Source organism: Klebsiella sp. MPUS7 (assembly GCF_009905335.1).
Classification (GTDB): domain Bacteria; phylum Pseudomonadota; class Gammaproteobacteria; order Enterobacterales; family Enterobacteriaceae; genus Klebsiella; species Klebsiella grimontii.
The window spans coordinates 3149884-3168407 of sequence record NZ_CP047604.1 but is presented as its reverse complement, the minus strand read 5'-3'; the positions used below and the strand labels follow the sequence as shown (position 1 = coordinate 3168407).

At 57.1% G+C, this 18524-nt stretch carries 19 protein-coding genes; 3 read left to right on the top strand and 16 right to left on the bottom strand.

Annotation, left to right across the window (positions count from 1 at the left end; all coding sequences use genetic code 11):
- Positions 1–22 precede the first annotated feature (22 nt).
- On the bottom strand, positions 23–1702 hold the full coding sequence (locus GUC22_RS14785) for a glycoside hydrolase family 43 protein (protein ID WP_049130563.1): 1680 nt from the start codon (positions 1700–1702) through the stop codon (positions 23–25).
- Between the two features lie 57 nt (positions 1703–1759).
- A complete protein-coding gene (locus GUC22_RS14780) occupies positions 1760–3199 on the bottom strand; it encodes an MFS transporter (protein WP_162685345.1) in 1440 nt (479 codons plus the stop codon).
- A gap of 439 nt (positions 3200–3638) precedes the next feature.
- Between GUC22_RS14780 and GUC22_RS14775 the strand changes: the two genes are divergently transcribed.
- Positions 3639–3830, top strand: coding sequence for a hypothetical protein (locus tag GUC22_RS14775; RefSeq protein WP_004139267.1), 192 nt, complete (start codon positions 3639–3641; stop codon positions 3828–3830).
- Positions 3831–4086: 256 nt separating this feature from the next.
- Positions 4087–5469 (top strand): carbohydrate porin, encoded by a 1383-nt coding sequence (locus GUC22_RS14770; RefSeq protein WP_031446334.1) that lies wholly within the window; start codon positions 4087–4089, stop codon positions 5467–5469.
- Between the two features lie 65 nt (positions 5470–5534).
- Here the strand turns inward: GUC22_RS14770 and GUC22_RS14765 are convergent, their stop codons facing one another.
- The 13 genes from GUC22_RS14765 to GUC22_RS14705 all read right to left on the bottom strand — a co-directional run bounded on the left by GUC22_RS14765 (position 5535) and on the right by GUC22_RS14705 (position 16364).
- Positions 5535–6494, bottom strand: a complete 960-nt coding sequence (locus tag GUC22_RS14765) for a YbgA family protein (protein ID WP_049131434.1) — start codon at positions 6492–6494, stop codon at positions 5535–5537.
- 14 nt (positions 6495–6508) lie between these two features.
- On the bottom strand, positions 6509–7042 hold the full coding sequence (locus GUC22_RS14760) for a DUF3833 domain-containing protein (protein WP_004139263.1): 534 nt from the start codon (positions 7040–7042) through the stop codon (positions 6509–6511).
- On the bottom strand, positions 7039–7563 hold the full coding sequence (locus GUC22_RS14755) for a hypothetical protein (protein WP_049131433.1): 525 nt from the start codon (positions 7561–7563) through the stop codon (positions 7039–7041). The genes GUC22_RS14760 and GUC22_RS14755 overlap by 4 nt, the downstream gene beginning before the upstream one ends.
- Complete coding sequence (locus GUC22_RS14750; RefSeq protein WP_004139259.1) at positions 7560–8045, bottom strand: DUF2878 domain-containing protein; 486 nt, start codon at positions 8043–8045, stop codon at positions 7560–7562. Before GUC22_RS14750 ends, GUC22_RS14755 begins: the two co-directional genes overlap by 4 nt.
- Entirely contained in the window at positions 8042–9262 is a 1221-nt protein-coding gene (locus GUC22_RS14745; RefSeq protein ID WP_116943737.1) for an SAM-dependent methyltransferase, read from the bottom strand. Before GUC22_RS14745 ends, GUC22_RS14750 begins: the two co-directional genes overlap by 4 nt.
- Positions 9259–9981, bottom strand: coding sequence for a DUF1365 domain-containing protein (locus GUC22_RS14740; RefSeq protein WP_098363365.1), 723 nt, complete (start codon positions 9979–9981; stop codon positions 9259–9261). The genes GUC22_RS14745 and GUC22_RS14740 overlap by 4 nt, the downstream gene beginning before the upstream one ends.
- 1 nt (position 9982) lies before the next feature.
- Positions 9983–11242 (bottom strand): NAD(P)/FAD-dependent oxidoreductase, encoded by a 1260-nt coding sequence (locus GUC22_RS14735; protein WP_049086786.1) that lies wholly within the window; start codon positions 11240–11242, stop codon positions 9983–9985.
- Entirely contained in the window at positions 11239–11958 is a 720-nt protein-coding gene (locus tag GUC22_RS14730) for an SDR family NAD(P)-dependent oxidoreductase (protein ID WP_004139251.1), read from the bottom strand. Before GUC22_RS14730 ends, GUC22_RS14735 begins: the two co-directional genes overlap by 4 nt.
- Positions 11955–12389 carry a nuclear transport factor 2 family protein gene (locus GUC22_RS14725; protein WP_049099291.1) on the bottom strand — a complete coding sequence of 145 codons (435 nt, stop codon included), beginning with the start codon at positions 12387–12389 and terminating at the stop codon, positions 11955–11957. Before GUC22_RS14725 ends, GUC22_RS14730 begins: the two co-directional genes overlap by 4 nt.
- 264 nt (positions 12390–12653) lie before the next feature.
- Positions 12654–13382 carry a MerR family transcriptional regulator gene (locus GUC22_RS14720; protein ID WP_004139240.1) on the bottom strand — a complete coding sequence of 243 codons (729 nt, stop codon included), beginning with the start codon at positions 13380–13382 and terminating at the stop codon, positions 12654–12656.
- Positions 13383–13481: 99 nt separating this feature from the next.
- Positions 13482–13826 carry a DUF1294 domain-containing protein gene (locus GUC22_RS14715; RefSeq protein WP_049103400.1) on the bottom strand — a complete coding sequence of 115 codons (345 nt, stop codon included), beginning with the start codon at positions 13824–13826 and terminating at the stop codon, positions 13482–13484.
- A gap of 81 nt (positions 13827–13907) precedes the next feature.
- Positions 13908–15095, bottom strand: coding sequence for an MFS transporter (locus GUC22_RS14710; protein WP_177927496.1), 1188 nt, complete (start codon positions 15093–15095; stop codon positions 13908–13910).
- A 132-nt stretch (positions 15096–15227) separates the two neighbouring features.
- Positions 15228–16364 (bottom strand): alpha/beta hydrolase, encoded by a 1137-nt coding sequence (locus tag GUC22_RS14705; protein WP_116943734.1) that lies wholly within the window; start codon positions 16362–16364, stop codon positions 15228–15230.
- Between the two features lie 162 nt (positions 16365–16526).
- On the opposite strand from GUC22_RS14705, the gene GUC22_RS14700 reads away from it, so the two are divergent.
- Complete coding sequence (locus GUC22_RS14700) at positions 16527–17411, top strand: LysR family transcriptional regulator (RefSeq protein WP_004139230.1); 885 nt, start codon at positions 16527–16529, stop codon at positions 17409–17411.
- Positions 17412–17476: 65 nt separating this feature from the next.
- On the opposite strand, the gene GUC22_RS14695 is transcribed toward GUC22_RS14700, so the two are convergent.
- Positions 17477–18388 carry a LysR family transcriptional regulator gene (locus tag GUC22_RS14695; protein ID WP_116943733.1) on the bottom strand — a complete coding sequence of 304 codons (912 nt, stop codon included), beginning with the start codon at positions 18386–18388 and terminating at the stop codon, positions 17477–17479.
- Positions 18389–18524: the final 136 nt, after the last annotated feature.

The following is an 18524-nucleotide window of genomic DNA, read 5'->3' as shown; positions in this document are numbered from 1 at the left end:
TCACATCTCTGGTCAGGGCTATCTAATAACCACGTAACTCACTGGCTTCCCAGCTGTAAGCGTCACTGGCGATTAACGTATCGCCCAGCTCCTGGTAATCGAAATGATAAAACTCAGCGCTGGCGTCATAACCGGAGTAGTCGACTGCCGCAAGGCCAACAAACGCCCCGGTAAAGAACCCGCCGTAGCTTTGCAGAATATAATCATCCGAAAGGATCGCGGCATCTAACCTGACGGGGATTTCAGTGAATTCAACCCCATCAAAGCTATATTCATAGCTATACGTTTCTTTCCTGACCTTCGTGCGGAACCAGACTTCTTCAACATGCTCCGGGACCTTGATAGCATCATCTTTTAAATATGATGTATATTTCCCGCGGTTATTCTCACCTAATTCAATGACCTTGCCGTTAATTTCATTCCAGGTAATGAACACAAAGCTCCAGTGACGATCGTTATAGTAGTTTGTTAATCCTGCCATTTGCTGGTAGTTAAATGGATTAAATTTGACTTTAACTTTCGCGTCAAAATAGAAGGCCTGCCAGCGGCGGGCAATCAGCGACAGGTCGTGGGTATTCGCTAAAGAGCCCTGGCCAATTAACGTTAGCTTGCCATCGCCTGTGGTACCCATTTTTTCTGTGAACGGCACCCGCAGGGTATTCCAGTTGCGATCGAGCGTCGCCGTTGTAAAGTCGTCGTGCTGGCTATGGTTTTCCGGGCTTTCGGTATAAATGGCATCTTTTGGACCCTCAACAAACGTTTTCCCGCCATGGCCTCCTTCAATACGCGGCCAGCCATCTTCATCCCAATACACCTTTTGAATAGCCGTTTCTCTGCCCAGCGTTGACCAACCGCGAGGATCGTAGACCGACTCACCCGGGCGATTCCACGGACGCGCGCAGAGCGAGGCGTAGTACCACTCCCCACCTGGGGTAGAAACTAAGGCACCGTGTCCTTGCTTTTGGATATAGCTGTCTGGCGTATCGACGTTGGTTAAGAAGACCTCACCAGGCTCGGTTTCAAAGCTGTTGGCGTCTAAGGTTTTAGAACGCGCAACCACTTCCTGGTGCGTAAATACGGTGCCGCCCTGGGCGGCAAAAAGATAATAATAGCCGTTCAGTTTATACAGATGCGGGCCCTCAACGAGCGCAACGGCAGTGCCGCGGTAAATAGTACGCGCGGTTTCTGGTCTTAATTTTAGGGTCCTGGTATCCAGTTCGGTTAAGGTGATGCCGTCAAAGGGATGGCGATACTCACGATGATCCCAGGTTTGCTGCACGATATATTTACGCCCATCATCGTCATGGAAAAGTGAAGCATCAAAACCTACGCCGTTGAGCTTGATGGGATCCGTCCATGGGCCGCGAATATCGGTTGCGGTGGTCAGATAGTTGGTCATGTCTTTAAAGGCGCCTTCGGTGACTTTGACGTCGGTATACACCAACCAAAATTGACCATCCGCATAAGAGAGCGCCGGTGCCCAAATCCCGCCTGATGAAGGATTGCCTTTCATATTCAGCAGGGTGGTTGTTGACAATGGCGAAGGGAGAAGATTCCAGTGCTCCAGGTCTTTTGACTCATGTAAACGAACGCCCGGGAACCACTCGAACGTCGAGTTGGCGATATAGTAGGTATCCTTCACGCGGATAATACTGGGGTCGGCATTAAACCCACGTAAAATAGGGTTTTGAATAAGAGACATATCATTACACCTTTTTAAAATGAAAAGTGACTTAATGGCTGGATTTATAATTTTTAGCTACACGCGTATCTCATCAAGCTGACGGTTGATATCGTTAACGTTTTTGTCAGAGATGGGATAAACCTGAATGATGATCATCGATATAATGGCTAACGCGATAGGGATCCACACCGCGGTCATAATGATCCCGTCGATAGCGCTGGCGCTTTGCTGGGCGCCGGTTTCATTGAATCCATAGACGGCCAGCAGCCACAGCGGGATAGCGCCGCCGATAGTAAAACCAATCTTGAAAAACAGCCCCATAATCGCGTTAATGATCGCCGCATTCCGTTTGCCAGATTTTAATTCGCCGTACGCGATGACTTCGGGAACCAGCGCCCACATAAAGCCGGTCGCCGAGGTTAAGCCCCACTGTTTAATGAAGGTCGCGATGTAAGCAAGCCAAAGCGCATCGTGCATACCCTCCCGTGACCAGACGTAAGTCAGTAATTCACCGACAATAAACATGGCCAGAAAAATGTGGAAGAATCCTTTTTTACCAAAAATTTTCTTGAGTTTGGGCCAGAAAATAGGGAAGGCAATGCCCGGAATCGAGGCGACAAGGCCGACGGCCCCCATCCACTCTGAATGACCCACAACGTACTGATTGAAAAAGCCGTTAACCGTGTTCATGAAAAACATGAAGGTAAACGCCAGCATGAAAAACAGCCCGAGAATAACCAGCGGACGATTATGTTTAAGTTCAAGGAACAGATCGGTCGTTTTGACGTTGGCAGTCTGTTCTGCCGTCGCAACAACGCGTTCTTTGGTGAATTTATAGCAGATGAAAAGCGCCGCAGCGCCGATTAGCATATAAACGGAGTAAACGCCGAACCAGGCGTAGTTCGCTGATGGATCGGTATAGTTTCCAAGATTGAGCTCAATGCCAAAAAAACCGGTGTCCTTAAGGCTACGATCTTTTGGCGAGGCCATTTGTACAAACATCGGGAACAGGGTATAGACAAGAAGGTTCGCGCTATTGGCCAGCATCATGCGGGTACTGGTGAGTTTATCAATCGATTCCGGATCCCGGGTCAGGGACGCGTTAAGAGAACCATAAGGAATATTCACCACCGAATAAACTAAATCCAGAGCCAAATAGACGATAAAAGCAAAAGGGACTGAACCTCGGACGCCAGGAATGGGAGCAAAAAGTAACGCGGAAAGGATCACCAGCGGCACGCCGGCTCTTATCAGCCAGGGACGGTATTTGCCTGCTTTTGACGTTCTTTTGTCAACATACGTGCCGACCATCGGATCCCAAAAGACATTGATGATTCGGACAAAAAGAAATATAAACCCAGCCGTTGCCGTGCTGATGGTATTTACCGTCAGCATGTGAAGAGCCAGAAAGCCGCCTATTGTGCCAAAAACCAGGTTTTGAGCGAAGTCGCCCATTCCATAACCAATACGTTCCCCGCGCGTTAATTTATGATATTCGTCATGGCGGCTTTGCATTATGTTTTTACTCATTCTGAGCAGACTCCGGTGTGTTGTGTGGATGTGTAACAATTTCTGACATAAATGATCTCGAAGAATCCATTACGTTTTTAAATTAATTTATTATGTTTTTTTACTTCTGTGATCATCGAAGCAAATACCCATCAAGACTATCTTGTCTCTCTTGTTGACTAACGATTTAGCAGCTATATCCCGATGGATTCAGGGCGCGAAAAAATCATTTTTTATTTTATTGTTTCTCTCTTTATCACCCGAAAAAATGTACTTTACATGGTTCTCCAGGCGTTGAGTAAATGACGCTAATATTTGCGAGATGGCTCACATTTGAGCATTTTCTTAATCGCTGAGTGAAATAACGTAATTGAGCAACCGGCCGGGAGAATAGAGGATGTGTCACAGTTGTTAAATTTTGGCTTCATAAATTATGGGGTTCATCATGCAATCTTATGCTGAGCGGGGCGCAGCCAGCGGTTTTATTCATCCACTCGACGGTGCCGGGGCGGCGGCCAACGCCGCGCCGTTCCTGTTTCCCACGGTAATAGCGCAGGTCGCTGGCGTCATCAACGCTGTCCGCCGCCTGGGGGTGAAAGGTGGTACCGTGAGGACGGAGGGCGTCGCCAGCTGCTGAAACAACGACGTTAATTATGGCGCATGCCCGGCGCAATCAATACCACCGCTGCTGGCCCGTAAATTATCCAAAATGATAATTTATCCGGGGGCGGCTCATTATTAAACAACGCGCGAGGAGGTCGGATAACCCTAATAGCGTAAAGCCTCTGTAGATGTATAAAATTAAAATAATGTTCTTATGATAGCGAGATATTCTGTCTACCCAGAATGGGATTGTTATTATCTGAATAAAATTAACCTATATTGAGATAATTTTGACAATGATAAAAAAACTTCCATTACCCGTGGCGGTTATCGCCGCCTTTTTCCCGTTTACCTCTGCAATAGCCCAAGAGTTCACGCAGGAACAGATCGACGCCATTGTGGCGAAGGCCGTCGATAAAGCCCTCGCCGAGCGCCAGGCGAAAATCGACGCTGCCGCCGATAAAAAAGTGGATGTCATTACCAACCCGCAGACCACCGCGGCCTCGCCGGATATGGCGATCCCCTTCGGCCTCAAGTTCAGCGGCTACGCCCGCTACGGCGCGCAGTTCCAGACCGGCGATCAGAAGTTTGTCGGCGTGGATGGCTCCTATAACGGCGCCTCGGCGATCGGTCGTTTAGGCAACGAAGGCAACGGCGGCGAATTCCAGATAACCAAAGCCTTCAAGAGCAGTAAAGGCGCTATCTGGGATATCAACGTCATGTTTGACCACTGGAGCGATGAAGTTAACCTGAAAAAAGCCTACGTCGGCGTCACCAACGTGCTGGAATCTAACCCCAACGCTTATATCTGGGCCGGCCGCGACTTCCATCAGCGTCCGCAGCAGGGGATCAACGACTACTTCTGGATGAACCACGATGGCCAGGGCGCCGGGGTGAAAAACTTTGATATCGGCGGCGTGCAGTTTGACGTGGCGGGGGTGTCGCAGGTGGAGTCCTGTAGCCCGGAAGTGATGGCCGATGAGGCCAACCCGTCGCGCATCACCTGTACCGGCGGCTCCGGTACCGGCGATAACGGCCACTACGCCCTGACCACCAAAACCCACAACATCAAGGCCGGGCCGATCGACGTTGAGGTATACGCCAACTACGGCTTCGATTCGAAAGCGGTGGACAGCGACGAACGTCTCGACGCCTGGCAGGGCGGGCTGGTGCTGAGCCACACCAACGACAGCGGCGTCAATAAAGTGATCCTGCGCTACTCCGATAACTCGGATAACAGCGTCTACAACAAAACCGATGACCTGACCGCTATCTACGCCAGCTTTGAAGGTCTGCATAAATTTACCCGGCAGGCGCAGATCGAATATCTGCTGGCCTTCCACGACTATGACAACGGCAAGGACAACACCGACAACCGTAAAAACTACGGCGCCATCGTCCGCCCGATGTACTTCTGGAACGACGTTCACTCCACCTGGCTGGAAGCGGGCTACCAGCGCGTCGACTACGACCAGGGCGGCGATAACCACGGCTGGAAGCTGACGCTGTCGCAGAACATCGCCATCGGAATGGGGCCGGAGTTCCGCCCGATGCTGCGCTTCTACGTAACCGGCGGCCAGGTGGATAACAAGCGCACCGCGAAGGTCAACGGCACCAAAGATGAACAGCTGGATTCGCTGAACGTCGGCGGCATGTTTGAAGCGTGGTTCTAAAAGCTGACGGATTCACCAGGGGAAACAGGCTGGCGCGCGCCAGCCTGTCCGCTCGCTCAGCCCTCTCAATGCACCGTCAGGCGCAGGGCCAGGTCCTGCGGGTAGGGGTCAAAGTAGTTCTGCGCCTGTAGGTAACGATCCGGATATTCGGCCAGATAGTGCTTAAGCAGCGTTATCGGCGCAAGGATGGGCAGCAGCCCGGAGCGATAGTTGAGGATCACCTCCCGCAGCTCGCCGCGCTGGCGGCTGTTCAGCTGGTTACGAAAGTAGCCCTGGATATGCATCAGCACGTTGGTGTGGTTTTTTCGCGAGGCGGGCTGCTTGAGGATCGCCATCAGTTTTTCGCGGTACACCGCAAAGAAAGCCTCCAGATCCTGCCACTCGTGGAGCGACGCAACGAACGGACCAATCTCGCGATACCCCGGCTGATGATGGGCCAGCAGCTGAAGTTTATAGCGACTATGAAAATCCAGCAGCGCACGACGCGTCAGGCCATTTTTGCGCAGGCTATTCAGCTCGTGCAGGGCGAAGACCCGCTCGACGAAGTTTTCACGCAGCGCAGGATCGTGCAGGCGACCATCCTCCTCAACCGGTAGCCAGGGGTATTTCTCCATCAGCGCGGCGGTAAACAATCCTGTGCCTTCTTTACGCCCGCGGTTGCCCTTTTCATCGTACAGCCGAACGCGCTCCATGCCGCAGCTGGGCGATTTGGCGCAGACGATAAATCCCGACAGTTCGCCCAGCGTGGAGAGATGGGCGTTGGCAAAATCGGCCATCTTCTCCGTCACGTCGTCGTGCGGGGCATGGCTAAAGCGCATACGAAGCTCCCCCTCGGTCGTCTGCACCAGCCGCAGCGCCGGGCGCGGAACGGGCAGGCCGATAGCCATCTCCGGGCAGATGGGTTTAAACGCCACCCACTGCGCGAGCTCATCCATTACAAAGCCCATTCGCTTGTGCCCGCCGTCGAATCGCACGGCTGAACCGGTTAAACATCCGCTGATCCCAATGACAGGTTGCGTGTTCATGGCGTTGTCCTCTTTTAATGTACCGCTCGGGTGAAGAAAAGGGTCACCGTGGCGACGGTAATGCCGAATTTCTTCATCTCGGTTTTGTTGAACAGATGCGCATCGTCCTGCAGGAACATCCAGTCGTCGAAGTGCAGCAGCCAGGTGCTTCCGCTGGCCGTCACGTTCATGCTGTAGCGCCAGTGAAAAGCGTTGCCCGCCGCCTGGCCGGTCGCCACCCCGGCGATGTCGCCCGCGGTGCCTTCATAACGGTCGGCGCCGATACGGCGAATGCGCCATACCCGCTGCTGCTTTTCGCCATCGTCATAGACAAAGCGCTCGTGAAGCGTCAACGTGTCGCCAACCACGTCGCCGTCAATCGCCACGTGGAAGCGGCGCAGCTGCTTGCCGTTGCGATCCTGAACCATCCCCCAGGCTTCCGTTTTGCCCTGAAAGTAACGGAAAATGTCCAGTGCCGGCTGCTGCTGCCGATAGTCGGCGACTTCAGCGCTGCAGCCCGCCAGCGCCAGCATCAGCAGCGCGAGGCCAAGGGTCAGAATGCGTTTCATGGTGTACCTCCGATCAACTGCTGACGCAGTTCGGGATAGGTGGTGCCGGGATCGAGCCAGATAGCGAGAAAGCGCGTACTGAACGCTGCCGACTGGCGCGGCCCCAGCGCAGTAAACGTGGGCTGCGCGGCGCTGGCGCGATACCAGAACTGGCCCTCGCCGCCGCTCACCACGAACGCCAGCTGCGTGCCCGATGCGACGTCCGGCCAGAGTCCTCGCAGCATGCGCAGCCAGGCCTCGCTTTGCGGCTCCTGTTGCAGAATGCCCTGCGCCCGCCACTGGTCGCGGGTAGCCTCGACCAGCTCGTCGCGATCGATGCTGCGCTGATAGGTGATAATCAGCGCCCGATCCTGATGCGGGCCGTCATACCGGCCGTCCGGCGTGCGTAGCTGCGAGGTATAGACGGTGAAGGGCCCCCAACTGAGGGTCGCTTCGCCAACGCGGGGCCACTCCAGCCAGTCGGCTGCGTGAGCAACTGGAGAGAATGCCGCCAGCCACAGCAGTAATAAAGCCGTTCTCATTGCCGCCTCCCCATCACCATATGGAACACGAGCATCATTGCCAGCCAGCCGCAGGCCATCGCACCGAAGACAGCCGCCGTCGGCGCCAGCAAAGTCATCGCTCCCAGATAGGCGCCGAGCAGGTATGCCGTCGGGCCGCCAAAGGCCGCCGCCAGGGCCAGCAGCCATCCTGGCAACGTCGCGGCACAGGTCAGGCGGATCCAGACGACGGCGAACATCAGCCACAGCGCGGCCATCCACAGGGGCAGCAGGGTATCGCCGTTAAAATCGACCAGTCCCGATAGCGCCCAGATCGTATCCAGCCCGCAGCCCGCGGCGGCCAGCAGCAGCGCAGACGCACGGTATTCTGGCGGTAGCCGTAGCCAGCAGAGGATTGCCAGCGCCAGCCAGATGAACAGACCGCGCTCGCGAAACAGCACCACCAGCGTCCAGTAGAGGTCGAACGCGATGGCCGTCAGCAGGAGCGACGCCGGGCGATTCATACCCGCTCCGCGGTGAGCTGTACAACGCTGATGGTGCGGGCGTTAAACCCGGCTTCGCAGTAGCCGAAGTAGTAGAGCCACATGCGGCGGAAGCGGTCATCAAAGCCGAGCTTCTCAATGTCCTGCCAGGCGTGGGTAAAACGCTGGCGCCAGTGGGCCAGGGTGCGGGCGTAGTCCGGTCCCATATCAAACAGATCGCGCACCACAAAATCGGTATGCCGCGTCATCAGTTCGTTCATTACGGTGATGCTGGGCAGAAAGCCGCCGGGGAAGATGTAGCGCTGAATAAAATCGACGCTTTTGCTGTAATCGCGATAGCGCTGATCCTGGATGGTGATGGCCTGGATCGCCATTCTTCCTCCCGGACGCAGGCGCGCCTGGCAGGTGCGAAAGAAAGCCGGCAGATAGCGCTGTCCCACGGCTTCAATCATCTCCACCGACAGCAGCTTGTCGTACTGGCCGGTGAGATCGCGGTAATCGCAGAGCAGCACCTCGACGCGATCCTCCAGCCCGGCGCGGGCAATTCGCGCTTTGGCCCACTGGAACTGTTCCTGTGACAGGGTGGTGGTGGTGACCCGGCAGCCGTAGTGGCGGGCGGCGTATTCGGCCATCGCTCCCCAGCCGGTGCCAATCTCTAGCAGACGATCGCCGGGCGTAAGCGCCAGGCGATCGCACAGGCGCGCCATTTTGGCCCGCTGAGCCTGGGTCAGATCCTGGCCGTCGTCGGTAAACAGCGCGCTGGAGTAGAGCAGTTCGTCGTCAAGAAAGTGGGCGTAAAAGTCGTTACCCAAATCGTAATGGGCGGCAATGTTCTCCCGCGCCTGCGCGCGCGAGTTGCGGCGCGTCCAGTGGCGTAGCCGCGCCACGGGTTTGCCGAGCAGGCGGAAGCCGCGCTCCAGTCGTCCCAGCACCTGGCCATTACGCGCCAGGATCTGCAGCAGCTGCGTCAACTGCTGGCTCTCCCAGTCGCCGTCCATCCACGCCTCCGCGGCAGCGAGGCTGCCGCCGGTCAATAAGCGCCAGTAGACGTCCGCGGAAAGCACCCGCGCCTCGGCGCGCAGCGCGGCGGCGGGGTCACCAAAATGAAAGGTCTGCGCCCCTTCGCGCACGGTGAGCGAACCTTCGCGAATGCCGCTCAACAGACGAAAGAGCAACCAGCGCGCGATACGCACGTTGCGCGGAATATCGGGTTCAAGCGCAAAGAGGGGATCGGTCATGAGCGTTCACTCCTGCTGACAGGATGGTTATACAGCGGCACGCGCTTGAGCCACAGCCGCAGCGCCTGCCAGTAGATCGCGAGGACGGTTTTCAGCGTCATCAACGGAATGCGCAGCAGCAGCCCGCGCAGGCTGGCGCGCGTCAAAGGCACGCGGCTCATGGCCAGCGTGGCGTCGAAGATTTTGGCGGTCTGATGGTTCTCAATATGCATGTGCAGCGTTTTACCCGGGCTGTTAAAGCGCCAGCAGTAGACCATGTCCATCGGGTTAAACGGGGAGACGTGAAACGCTTTCGCCAGCGGGCGCGCCCGTTGACCGTCTACCGCGTAGTAATGACGCTCATTCCACGGCGTGTTGCGTACTTCGGCCAGCACCCAGCGCAGGGCGCCGGCGCCGTCATAGCAGTAGTAAAAGTTGACCGGATTAAAATGAAAGCCCAGGTAGCGCAGCTGGGTCAGCAGCATGACGCGGCCCTCCGGGCGGCAGCCGGTCAGGCTTTCCAGGCGGTTCAGAACCTGCTGTTTTAACGGCGTGCCCAGCGGATAATCCGCATCGTAAAAGGCGGCGGCGGCAAACCGATTGCGGCGGATGCCGACGGCCGCGAGCGTATCCAGTTCGTCCAGGTCGAGCCAGGCCATAAAGATGCGATAGCGAAAGTGGTGCGCCTTCGGCTGGAGACGGCGGTGGCGTAATACGCCCTCATAAAGGCAGCTGTTCATTTCAGAAGTTCTCCGCCGCCGCGATGCCGTTGACCACATCGAGGGCGCTGCGCACGCCATCTTCATGAAAACCGTTATACCAGTACGCGCCGCAGAACCAGCTCCGCTGGCGGCCGTTAATCTCCTCGCGGCGCATCTGGGCGGACCAGCTTTGCGGATTAAACAGCGGATGTTCATAGACCATGCGCTTCCAGACGAAGCGCGGGTCCACCGGCGTTGGCGGATTGAGGGTGACGCAGAACAGTGGGGCGTCGGCGGGCAGGCCCTGAAGAATATTCATGTTATAGGTGACGCAGGCACTGGCCTGATCCTGCTCGCTCAGGCGATAGTTCCAGCTGGCCCAGGCGCGCTTGCGCGTCGGCAGCCAGCGGGGATCGCTATGCAGGACCACTTCATTTTGCTGCCAGCCGATATCTCCCAGAATCTCGCGTTCGGCGGAGGTCGGGTCCGCCAGCATGGCCAGCGCCTGGGCCGAGTGGCAGGCGAAGATCGCCTGATCGAAATGCTGCTCCCCCGATGCCAGCTGGAGCGTGACGCCCTCCTGGCGACGGATAACGTTTTGCACCGGCGCATTGAGGCGAAGGCGCAGGCGATCGCCACGCTGAGCCAGCAGGGCGCGCACGTATTCGCGCGAGCCGCCGGGCACCACGTACCATTGCGGACGCTGGCGGATATCGAGCAGGCCGTGGTTTTCAAAAAAGCGCAGAAACAGCGCCAGCGGGAAGCGGCGCATCTCCTGCAGCGATGAAGACCAGATAGCGGCACCCATCGGCAGAATGTAATGGCGAGCGAAAAAGGGGCTAAAGCGGTGCCGCTCAAGGAAGGTCTGTAGCGTGGCGCCCGGGTCGAACGCCCCCGCCAGAGCCTGTTTCGCCTGACGATTAAAGCGGACGATCTCCGTCAGCAATCCCCAGAAGGCCGGCTTTACCAGGTTGCGCCGCTGGGCGAAAAGCGAGCTCAGGCTGTGGCCGTTATACTCCAGCCCGCTCTGCGGGTTGTGTACCGAGAAGCTCATTTGCGTTTTTTGACCGCTGAGTCCCAGCTCGCTGAGCAGCCCCATAAAGCGCGGATAGGTGCGATCGTTGTAAACGATGAACCCGGTATCGATGGCCCATGTGCCCTGCGGCGTGGCGATATCCACCGTGGCGGTGTGTCCCCCCGGCGTGGATGCCGCTTCGAACAGGGTGACCTGGTGTTGTCCGGCAAGGCGCCAGGCGCAGGTCAGACCGGCAATGCCGCTGCCAATAATCGCGATATTCATGAGCGTACCATCCTGCGCAACAGTAGGCGTTGCAGACCTTCGGGAAGCCCTGCCAGCAGGCGCAGGAGCATGCCAAAGCCTGTCGGGAAGACGATATGATTTTTACCTTTCGCCAGACCGCGGCGAATCGCCTTTACCGCGTGCTCCACGCTCACCTGGCCGGGCATGGAAAAATCGTTTTTGCGCGTCAGCGGGGTATCGACGAATCCCGGCGAGACCACCGTGATGGCAATGCCTTTCGGCTCCCAGTCCAGGCGCAGGCTGTTGGCAAACCAGGTTAACGCCGCTTTGGAGGCGCCATACGCCTCGGCGCGAGGAAAGGGCAGCCAGTGCGCCATTGAACTTACCAGCACCACGCGATTGCCGACAGACAGCTGCGGCTGAAGCGCCTCCAGGCAGTTCACCGGCCCGAGAAAGTTGGTGGCGATCGTCCGTTCCACCAGCGCGGCATCTACCGTTCCGTGGTCGAGGTATTCGCAGGTCCCGGCGCAGAGAATGATCAGATCGGCCCGGCACTCTGCGAGCGCCTGGCGACAGGACTCCCTGTCCGTCATATCAAATGAGCGGAGGCTGATGTTGGGGCTGTGCCGCTGTAGCGCTGCCAGACGCGACGGATCGCGACCGCAGGCGATGACGGGGTGGCCGTCCGCGGCGAAGGATTTGGCGAGTCCGGCGCCAATCCCGGAGCTGGCGCCGGTGATAAGCACCGTCATCATGTCCGCACCCTCCGCTTGACGCCGCGTACCGCCCAGCCCAGCAGGGGAAGATGTTCGTACAGCATCTCCCCGGCGTCGTAGTAGTCGCGCTGGTGAATAATCCGCTCCTCTTCAACCGTAACCATCGAGCAGCCCGCAAGTTCTAACGCCTTCCCGCCGGCCAGGCGCGGATGCGACCAGTGCATGGTCCAGGCGACGGCAAACCGCTGAGCGTTGCAGACCGGCGTATCGATGTCGAAACGGCACCGCGCCACGTTGGCTAACAGATGGGAAAAATACCCCTGGATCGCGGACAGCCCCCGATGCTGGCCAAATGGATCGATCAGTACGGCATTCGCATGATAGAGCGCGGCCAGCGCCGAGGGCGGCTGGGTATCCAGCATGGCGTAGTACTCAGTAAAACGACTGAGAACGGAGGGCGAAGGACTCATGGCTCACATCCTGAGTGAATCAACATAGCGTATTTAAAACTTACACAATTAATAATATTTGTCCAAGTTTTGGTAGGAATATTTTTTATTTTTATTAAAAATCAGATGGTTATTTTTATCTTTGCAGCGCAGGTTTTGAGGCTTTAGCGAGAGGCGAAATGGTATGTCCGCCGCGCCTTACGCGGACAGGGGGGCGCATTTTACGTACAGAGGATCGGTTTACGGGGGATATGACGAAGGACGTGTTAGCCGCGGCGCACTAAATTACAGCGCGACAATCTCCAGAGAGACCACCTGCTGCTGCCAGCGTTCGACCTGCTTCTGGCGAGCAGGAGAGAGTTTACCGGTCGTCACCAGCAGCCATTTGCGCTCCGGCAGGATCTCCGGCGCCAGGGTTGCGGGGGGCGCCGGAAGGACGTCGATGCGGTGGCCCTGTCCGGTGCGTTTGAGCGCTTCAAGCCAGATTTCGCAGGCGTCTGTCAGGTGCCAGCCGGTGATCAAATAGTTATCGCCGGGCGCCTTTTTGTCCCCTTCGAGGCAGAAGGAGGTGTAGGCGATGATGATACCGTCGAGGATTTCGCGCAGCGTCATAATTGCCGGTACGTTGGCGGAGACCTGGCTGCGCAGCGGGCGCAGCACCTCGGTGACCAGCTCGGGGCGAGGGGATTCGCGCCCGGCGTCGTAAATCAGCTGGCGCAGGGATTCGATTTTCCCCTCTTTCAGGCGCTGGAGCATGTTCTCCTGCAAGGTGAGCCAGTTATTCGTCCGCCGCGCGCCGGGACGCGCCAGCAGGGGTTTCACCTGGCTGACGGGAACCCCTTTTTTGACCCAGTCGAGAATTTTAAGCGCCTGCTGGATATCGTCATCGTTGTACAGGCGATGGCCGCCGTCGGTGCGCTGTGGCTTAAGGAGGCCGTAGCGACGCTGCCAGGCGCGGAGCGTCGTCGCGTTAATGCCGCAAAGCTGCGCAAATTCACCGATGGAGTAGGTCATAAGGGACACCTGATAATCAACAATACTCTCAATATACTACGAATAGCGGCGGGTTGAGTGCATTCCCGCGCTTTTGCAAGCCGTTAGCCTCGCCAAAACTTAGTGAAAAGAAAAAGGAGAGAACACATAAATCGCTGCCATCCCTGCGAGACTGGCGATCGCGCTGATGATGAACCAGGTCCTGAACGGCTGCTTTTGCGTTTTGTGGCGGAACAGCTGCTGACCCGCTATCGCGCCAGCCCAGCCGCCCACGAACCCAAACACCAGCAACGTGGACTCCGGTACCCTGCGCCAGGCCCTGCGCGCCGCCATTTTATCCACGCCGTAAATCGCCAGCGTCAGGACGTTGACCAGCAGGAGCCAAATAGCAAAGGGCCAGGACGTAAAAATGCTGCCGATCGCCGCAGCGATCAGGAGCAAATAACAACACCGATTGAGATTCATATTTTTAGCCGCAGTTTTTCAGCGCGTATTGAAACCGCATTATACGCACGACCCGCGGCGAGAAAAACCCGCGGCCTTAGCCTACTTCCTCGCCTGGCGGCCGGTGAGCGCCGTTATTCCGACCGCGGCAAGCAGCAATACTCCACTTAATCCAAAAGCACTTTGCCACCCCATGCGGTCAAATACCACGCCTCCTGCCGTCGAACCCAGCGCAATCGACAGCTGAATCACGGCGACCATCAATCCGCCACCCGCTTCCGCGTCGTCGGGCAGCGTCCGCGCTATCCACGTCCACCAGCCGGTTGGCGCCGCCGTCGCCAGCATTCCCCACAGGCTTAACAGAATGGCTACGGCCCAGGCGTGGTGTCCTGCCAGCAGCAACGTTCCGGCAATCGCGGCCATCAGTAAGGGGAGGGTGATTAAGGTCTGATAAAATCGGGCGGTGAGGAGTGGTGAAACGCCCAGGGTGCCGATAAAACCCGCGATGCCTATCGCGAGCAAAATCAGGGACAGGCCAGAGGCGCTGACGCCGGTTACCGTTTCCAGAAACGGCCGCACGTAGGTAAAGAGGGTAAACTGCCCCATAAAGAAGAGTCCGCAGGCCAGCAGGCCGATAGCGATGATGGGCGTTCTGAACAGGCGAAGCGCGGAGCCGCGCGGCCGGCTCGCGTTATCGCTTGCCATCGCGGGCAGGCTGACGCACTGCCAGATGAAGGCGGCTATCGCCAGCGGCGCCAGGCATAAAAAGGCGCCGCGCCAGCCGACGGTTGACCCCAGGTAGCTGCCCAGCGGCGCCGCCACGACGGTCGCCAGCGCGTTACCGCCATTGAAAATCGCCAGCGCGCGGGGAACCTGGCGCTGCGGCACCAGCCTGATGGCGGTGGCCGCCGACATCGACCAGAATCCACCGATGACGATACCAATCAGGGCCCTTCCCGCCATATAAACCGCATAGCTGGACGCCAGCGCGACAATCAAACCCGACGCCGCCATCAGAACCGTCAGCCCCAGCAGGAGATATTTACGATTCAGGCTCCCGGCAAGGTTGGCGATAGTCAGGCTGGTCAGGACCGCCAGGGCGCCGGAAATCGCAATGCCCTGGCCTGCCAGCCCCTCGGTGACGTTTAAATCTCTGGCAATCGGCGTCAGCAGGCTGACCGGCATAAATTCGGAAGCGATGAGGACAAAAACGCACAGCGTCATGGCAAATACGCCGCCCCAGTGGGCGTGCGCTGGCGTGGGGGGGGTAGTACGGCTCAGTGTGGACATGATCTGCATTCCGGAATATTTTCCCGGCCCGCTTCAGGCGCGGCCGGATCAGACGCTATTGATGAAAACGTGGATAAAGGTAAAGCGCGGGCGATGGAACGCCGCCCGCGAATACCGGACGGCTTTCGGTCGTTATCTCAGGCTGGTTTTGAAAAACTGTTCAAATTTGGCAAACGGAATTTTACCGGCCGCATTGTCATAGAGATCGACATGGTTCGCGCCGGGGACGATTATCAGCTCTTTCTCTTTGCTGCCGATGGCCTTAAAGGCGTCTTCGGCAAAATAGCGGGAATGCGCTTTTTCGCCGGTCACGATCAGCGTCGGGATGGTGACTTCATTGGCATAGCTCAGCAGCGGCATATTCATAAACGACAGCGGCATGGTCGCATTCCACGCGCCGGTTGAGTTGACGGAGCGGGCGTGGAAACCGCGCGGCATCCGGTAATAGTCAAAAAACTCTTTCAAAACCGGGTTCGGGTTGGCGGGTAAGGTTTCTGGCAAGATACGATCGCCCGCGCTGGCGTTGCCTTTCTCATCGACGTAAATATCATGTCCGCCCGGCGCGTAGGCGCCGTTTTCCGCATCCTTCCAGCGCTGTTCGTTGAGGTAGCGCAGTACGGCGCGGCGATCGGCGGTGGTATAGCGATCTTTACCGTCGCCAACGCCATGGCCCATCGCGCGGCTCATGTCGTACATGACGCTGGTGGCCACCGCTTTCACGCGGGTATCCATCGCGGCGTCGTTTAGCGCCATGCCGCCCCAGCCGCAAATGCCGAGCAGCCCGATACGGTTGCGGTCCACCTCGCTTTGCAGACCTAAGAAATCGACCGCCGCGCTGAAATCTTCGGTGTTGATATCCGCAGAGGCAACGTTACGCGGATAGCCGCCGCTTTCGCCCGTATAAGAAGGATCGAAGGCCAGGGTGACAAAACCCTGTTCCGCCAGGGTCTGCGCATAGAGGCCGCTGGACTGCTCTTTCACCGCGCCGAAGGGACCGCTGACTGCGATCGCCGCCAGCTTACGCTCGCCGCGATCTTTTGGAATGTAGAGATCGCCGACCAGGGTGATTCCGTAGCGGTTCTGGAAGCTCACCTTACGGTGATCGACTTTCGCGCTTTCCGCGAAGGTTTTGTCCCATTTTTCGACCATCGAAACGGGCGCGTTTGGATGAATGGTATCGGCATAGCTCATGGTAGTGACTCCACTGAATGATGCGCATAGCAGCATGGCAGGCATGGCGGCCATCAGTTTTCTGGCGAATGCTTTCATCAATATTTCCCCTAAAACAGGTTCCAGGTACAGGTTGCATACGGGCAACGCTGCGGTGTTTTGTTGCCATGCGCCGATTATAGTTAGCAGTAATGGTGCTGATTAGAGGGTGAATAATGCTAAGATTGATATCATATTGTTATGAATGGCGAGAAGGAAACGATGGCGAAACGGGAAAACTATAACGATCTGTACCTGTTTATGCTGGTGGTGCGGGAGGGCAGTTTTACCGCCGCGGCGCAGCGGCTTGGACTGGCGCAATCCGGCGTCAGCCGTTCCGTTCGTGAACTGGAAGAGCGGCTGGGCGTGCAGCTTCTGGTGCGTACCACCCGCAAACTTTCGCTCACCCAGGCGGGCGAGCAGCTCTATCGAACCGTCGAATCCGGCTTTGATGCGTTAGACTCGGGGCTATCCACGCTGGCGTATTATCGCCATACCCCGTCCGGTACCGTCCGTATCAATGCCAGCCAGCACGCCATTGATAAAGTGCTGCTGCCGAAGCTGGCGGTCTTTAAACAACGCTATCCTGATATCCGCCTGGAACTGATCAGCGAAAGCCGGTTTGTCGATATTATCGCGGAGCGGTTTGATGCCGGGGTGCGTCTGGGGCCGGAAGTCGGCGGCGGCATGGTGGCGGTGCGCATTTCGCCCGATATGGAGATGGTTGTTGTCGGCACGCCCGAGCATTTTCGCCGCTACGGCTTTCCGCAAACGCCCGCGGATTTAGTGATTCATCCCTGCATTGCCTATCAGTTTGGCGACGGCAGCCTGTACGCCTGGGAACTCGATCAGGACGGTAAAAAAATCACCCACCGTCCGCAGGGGCAGTGGGCCTTTGCTGACAGCTATATGGAGGCAAAAGCCGCCAGGTTGGGTCTGGGTCTGGCTTATGTCCCGCAGGAGCTGGTCGCCGACGACTTAGAGCGAGGCGCGCTTATCAGAGTTTTGCAACGCTACAGCCAGCGGCTGGAAGGCTCTTTTCTCTATTATCCCCATCGCAACGTGTCGCCCGCGCTGCGGGCGGTGATTGATACCCTGAGAATTTAAGCCGTCAATCCTGAGGGGCGTAACCTTCTCCGGGGGCACGTTCTGGTTGATGACAGGCGCTACCGTTACTGTTTAACGTCGCATCGCGCCTTTTGTAATAAGCTCTCTAGCCACTCGGTAAACGCCCGCACTTTGCGTGAGAGATGGCGGTGCGGGTACAAGAGTGACAGTTTGCGATCGGGGGTGGGATTGTCGGGTAAGACTTCCACCAAAAGGCCGCGGTCGAGATAAGGCTGTAAAAAAAGGTTCATCCCCTGGACTAATCCCAGCCCCGCCAGGCCTGCCGATAAATAGGTTTCAGAGTTATCGATGACCAGCTTACCGGGAAGCGTCATTTCGGCGATACCCTCTGGCGTCGCAAAGGTCCACGGCATAATTTGCCGGCTGCTGCTGTTAACCCAGTTGATAGCCTGATGCTCCTGCAAATCCTCCAGCGTTTGCGGCGCGCCGTGGCTCGCAATATAAGCCGGGCTGGCGCAGGTCGTCATTTTAATGCTGCCCAACTTGCGGGCGATATAGTCCCCGTCGTCCAGTTCTCCCACCCGCAGCAGGCAGTCAAGCCCATCGCGCAGCATATCCTGACGGCGGTCCGAGCTACTGAGGATGATTTCGACGCCAGGATGCTGACGATAAAAATCAGGCAGATGGGGGACGACCAATAACGTCGCAAAAGCGACAGGCATGTCGACCCGTAGCTGGCCGTGCAATGCCCGGTCTGTACCAAACGACTCCAGCAACGCATCCGCCTGGGAGAGTAAAGGTTTGCTCTGCCGATAAAACGCTTCCCCGTCAGGCGTCAGGTTAATGCGGCGCGTTGTTCGCTGCAGCAAACGCGTGCCGCAGTGCTGCTCAAGCAGCTGCAGGGCTTTCGTAACGGCGGGACGATGGATTTGCAGGTTCTCCGCCGCCTGAGTAAAACTGCCCGCCTCGACAATTTCAATAAAAATGCGAATCGATTCAAAGAGATTTATTTGCATAGCTGGCTTCTTTTGCCCACAGCCGGAGATTTCATTGTTACTGATTTTATAATAGTGATGAACTTTTTTGGCTATTTTTCTAAATAATCTAACGGCCTACACTCCTTCCACTAAGCAACTGAACCGCGCCATAGCG

What these genes read in the sequence shown, in the direction of transcription:
- GUC22_RS14710 (WP_177927496.1), bottom strand. Translation starts at nt 15,095, where the DNA reads ATGTCCACACTGAGCCGTACTACCCCCCCCACGCCAGCGCACGCCCAC.
- GUC22_RS14755 (WP_049131433.1), bottom strand. Translation starts at nt 7,563, where the DNA reads ATGAGAACGGCTTTATTACTGCTGTGGCTGGCGGCATTCTCTCCAGTT.
- GUC22_RS14715 (WP_049103400.1), bottom strand. Translation starts at nt 13,826, where the DNA reads ATGAATCTCAATCGGTGTTGTTATTTGCTCCTGATCGCTGCGGCGATC.
- GUC22_RS14760 (WP_004139263.1), bottom strand. Translation starts at nt 7,042, where the DNA reads ATGAAACGCATTCTGACCCTTGGCCTCGCGCTGCTGATGCTGGCGCTG.
- GUC22_RS14780 (WP_162685345.1), bottom strand. Translation starts at nt 3,199, where the DNA reads ATGCAAAGCCGCCATGACGAATATCATAAATTAACGCGCGGGGAACGT.
- GUC22_RS14750 (WP_004139259.1), bottom strand. Translation starts at nt 8,045, where the DNA reads ATGAATCGCCCGGCGTCGCTCCTGCTGACGGCCATCGCGTTCGACCTC.
- GUC22_RS14730 (WP_004139251.1), bottom strand. Translation starts at nt 11,958, where the DNA reads ATGATGACGGTGCTTATCACCGGCGCCAGCTCCGGGATTGGCGCCGGA.
- GUC22_RS14720 (WP_004139240.1), bottom strand. Translation starts at nt 13,382, where the DNA reads ATGACCTACTCCATCGGTGAATTTGCGCAGCTTTGCGGCATTAACGCG.
- GUC22_RS14700 (WP_004139230.1), top strand. Translation starts at nt 16,527, where the DNA reads ATGGCGAAACGGGAAAACTATAACGATCTGTACCTGTTTATGCTGGTG.
- GUC22_RS14695 (WP_116943733.1), bottom strand. Translation starts at nt 18,388, where the DNA reads ATGCAAATAAATCTCTTTGAATCGATTCGCATTTTTATTGAAATTGTC.
- GUC22_RS14745 (WP_116943737.1), bottom strand. Translation starts at nt 9,262, where the DNA reads ATGACCGATCCCCTCTTTGCGCTTGAACCCGATATTCCGCGCAACGTG.
- GUC22_RS14740 (WP_098363365.1), bottom strand. Translation starts at nt 9,981, where the DNA reads ATGAACAGCTGCCTTTATGAGGGCGTATTACGCCACCGCCGTCTCCAG.
- GUC22_RS14735 (WP_049086786.1), bottom strand. Translation starts at nt 11,242, where the DNA reads ATGAATATCGCGATTATTGGCAGCGGCATTGCCGGTCTGACCTGCGCC.
- GUC22_RS14705 (WP_116943734.1), bottom strand. Translation starts at nt 16,364, where the DNA reads ATGAAAGCATTCGCCAGAAAACTGATGGCCGCCATGCCTGCCATGCTG.
- GUC22_RS14775 (WP_004139267.1), top strand. Translation starts at nt 3,639, where the DNA reads ATGCAATCTTATGCTGAGCGGGGCGCAGCCAGCGGTTTTATTCATCCA.
- GUC22_RS14785 (WP_049130563.1), bottom strand. Translation starts at nt 1,702, where the DNA reads ATGTCTCTTATTCAAAACCCTATTTTACGTGGGTTTAATGCCGACCCC.
- GUC22_RS14725 (WP_049099291.1), bottom strand. Translation starts at nt 12,389, where the DNA reads ATGAGTCCTTCGCCCTCCGTTCTCAGTCGTTTTACTGAGTACTACGCC.
- GUC22_RS14765 (WP_049131434.1), bottom strand. Translation starts at nt 6,494, where the DNA reads ATGAACACGCAACCTGTCATTGGGATCAGCGGATGTTTAACCGGTTCA.